This is a genomic window from Acidovorax sp. (assembly GCF_046291265.1).
Classification (GTDB): domain Bacteria; phylum Pseudomonadota; class Gammaproteobacteria; order Burkholderiales; family Burkholderiaceae_C; genus Acidovorax.
Genome location: NZ_JBKBTV010000132.1, coordinates 1 through 3,126 on the forward strand (window position 1 = coordinate 1; position 3,126 = coordinate 3,126).

The window sequence follows — 3,126 nt, forward strand, 5'->3', positions numbered from 1 at the left end:
GCAGCGCAAAGCGAGTTCCACGGCGCACCCCGCAACCGCCCCGACGCAGGTCGCCCCGTAGCGAAGCGCAGGGGTCGCAGACTGGGGGTCGCCTTTTCTTTGGTGACTTTCTTTTGGCGAAGCAAAAGAAAGTTACTCGCATGCCGGGCGACTCCCGGCTCCCGCACTCCACACGGGCATGCAGTAGCCACCGCACAAAAGCTTCGACAGGCTCAACCCGAACGGATGGGGCGAGAACGAACTATAAAAACAATAGCTGCCAGCGCTTTATGTATAAGCGCCGGCAGCCAAAAACCTCAGACCCAAGGACTCAAGCTACGCAGAAATCCGGCTTGCGCATTTACCGCAAGATCCAGCGGTCTGCTCCGATGCGCGGCGACCTAACTTCAGACTGCGCTGAAGTCGGGACGGCGCTTTTACCGAAAGCCCGTCGGCCTGCTTCGCAGTCCACGCCGCTTACGCGGCTACCCGCCTTCAGACTGCGCTGAAGTCGGGACGGCGCTTTTCCATAAACGCCGAGAACGCTTCCCGCGCTGCCGGTTCGCGCAACATGCGCCCAAAGCTCTCGCCCTCTTCCGCCATCACCTCCAGCACCTTCGCCTGCTGCCCACCCTTCATCAACCGCTTGGTTTCGATGAGCGACGACAACGGCTTGGCCGCCAGCTTCTTCGCCTGCGCCTGCGCCACCCCATTGCACTCCGTCGGCGGCACCACGCGGTTGACCAGGCCCACTTCCAAAGCGGCTTCGGCCATGAAAGGCTCGCCCAGCAGCAAGGCCTCGGCAGCCCGGTGATACCCCAGCATCTGCGGCACCAGCAGGCTCGATGCGGCTTCAGGGCAAAGGCCCAGGTTCACGAACGGCATGGAGAACGCGGCGTTATCCCCCGCGTAGACCAGGTCGCAATGGAACAGCATCGTCGTGCCGATGCCCACAGCCGGGCCGCACACCGAGGCGATCACTGGCTTGGGGAAGGTAGCGATGCCGCGCAGAAAACGGAACACGGGCGAGTCCTGCGTGGCAGGGGGCTGCTGCAAGAAGTCGCCAATGTCATTGCCCGCGCTGAAGATCGCCACGTCGCCCTGGAACACCACCACACGCACGCTGGCGTCGGCCTTGGCGGCGTCCAACGCGTCGGCCATGGCGGCGTACATCGAACCGGTGATGGAATTCTTCTTGTCCACGCGGTTGAACGTGATGGTGGTCACGCCGGCTTCGGTGTGGGCAAGGATGTCTTGGGTCGCTTCGGTCATGTTGGGAGGCTCCGGGCTGATGTGACGGGATGGGTGTGGAAAAGGCAATAGACAGCGTTGGGCGGAAGGCGGCAGGAGGAAGGCCACAGGCTTTGCGCTGTGTTTTTCTTCCTATTCCTTGTAGTAAACGATCTGGTGGCTTGTGGCCAGCATGGTGCCGGCCTCGTTCCACAGCTGCACAGTCTGGTCAAAGAATCCGTTGCGAAACTCCTGTCCACGCGCCTGGCCGAGCAGGAAGCCCGTGGCCGTGGCCTGCAGCTGCTCTGCAGTGGCGTGGAAGTACACGGTGATCGACACCGTGCCCGCAGGCACTTGGCGCGCACGACGCAGCCACACGCGAGGAAAAAACACATCGGCCAATGCGGCCAGCGCCACAAAGTCGAGCGGCCGGGGTGGCGTGTCGCGCATCCACAACTGCGTCAGGCTGTGGTCGCCGCTGCCGTCCCAGGTGCGCGGAATGAATCCAGCGACAGGGCGCATCTCGTACCGGTTCAGCCACTCCACCGCGCCCAGCGGCGCAACGATGGCCTTGTGCTCCACAGGGGGCGGCACCTCGGGCATGGGCATGTCCCCCACGCTCCAGGTCTCGCGGCGCACCGCCGTCACTGCCGAGGCAGTGGTGGTGACCACCGGGGCGCCATCAGCACCGTTCTGCAGTATGGACAGTGTCCAGTGCTGGGTGGAGCGGTTGGTGCGAACAGGCGTTGCCAGCACCGTGAATGCACCGGCCGTCAATGCGCCCGCGTAATTGACAGTGAGCGACAGCGGGTCGCCGAGCCGGTTGGGATGTTGCAGGATGGCCTGCAGCAGCGTGGCGGCGGTAATACCGCCAAACGGGCCCACCATGTTCCAGTAGCCGGGGTGGGTCTGCCCTTCGTACTGGCCGGTCGCAGTGGACGAGGCGGTCAGTTGCAGCGCTTCATCCAGCGGGTGAGCAGAGGACGGCGAAGTGGAGGAAGAAGAAGTCATCTTGCGAGTGTGCCGCGAAACGACCGCTCAGGCCGTCGTACCGGAGACTTCACTGTGGGGCACGCCGCCGCCCAGGGCTGCCAGCGCAGCCGCAGCGCGCGGCCACAGGCTCTGGCGGAACTGGTCGCGAAAGAAACCAAAGTGGCCAATGCGGCGCACCTGCAGGTCGGCCGGGGTGATGCTCTCCACGCGGCGCTCGGTGTTGGCGTACAGGTTGACGAGATTGTGCGTGCCGCGCAGCGTCATCAGCTCATCGTCGGCCATCGACAGCGCAAGCACCGGGAACCGCACCGCACCGTAGCTCTGTGCCACCGCAGGCCCTTCGGCCCCCACGCTGTAGCCGGGGTCAAGGCACCAGCGCCGCCATTGCAGGATCACGCCCGCAGGCAGGTCACCCACCTTCTTGAGCGTGCGGCCCGGAAAGTACCCACACAGCCGCGTGGCCAGCGGCACCAGCACCCACCAGAAATACGGAACGATCCGCTTGAGCTGCGGCGCGTTGTCGCGCCAATAGCCACTGCCTGCGGCCACGCTGAGCAAACCCGCCACTTGCTCGGGCTTCTTGAGCAGGCCTGGCAACTGCGCGCCCAGGCTGTGGCCCAGCAAGTACAGCGGCTGCGACGGCAGCGCGGCCTTGGCAGCAGAGATCACCGCCTCATAGTCCTGCGCCCAGTCAAACAGATCCGCCTTCACATCGCGCATTGCGCCCTGCAGCGAATCGCCATGGCCCCGGTAGTCAAACGTGGTGACCCGAAACCCCTGTTGCGCCATCCACAGCGCAAAGGCCTCGTAGAACGACTGCCGCACCCCCATCGCGCCGCCGATGACGACGCTGGCACGCAGTGCGCCCTCAAATTCATAGACACACAGCGCCAAAGACACTGCACTGTTGACCTACAAGGTTTG

3 protein-coding genes are annotated in these 3,126 nt (G+C 64.4%); all 3 read right to left on the reverse strand.

The window, feature by feature from the left end; genetic code table 11:
• Nucleotides 1-474: 474 nt before the first annotated feature.
• A complete protein-coding gene (locus ACK41V_RS23430) occupies nt 475-1,251 on the reverse strand; it encodes an enoyl-CoA hydratase (RefSeq protein ID WP_409786053.1) in 777 nt (258 codons plus the stop codon).
• A gap of 111 nt (nt 1,252-1,362) precedes the next feature.
• Nucleotides 1,363-2,220 carry an acyl-CoA thioesterase gene (locus tag ACK41V_RS23435; protein ID WP_409786056.1) on the reverse strand — a complete coding sequence of 286 codons (858 nt, stop codon included), beginning with the start codon at nt 2,218-2,220 and terminating at the stop codon, nt 1,363-1,365.
• A 27-nt stretch (nt 2,221-2,247) separates the two neighbouring features.
• Nucleotides 2,248-3,102, reverse strand: coding sequence for an alpha/beta fold hydrolase (locus tag ACK41V_RS23440; protein ID WP_409786058.1), 855 nt, complete (start codon nt 3,100-3,102; stop codon nt 2,248-2,250).
• Between the last annotated feature and the right edge of the window lie 24 nt (nt 3,103-3,126).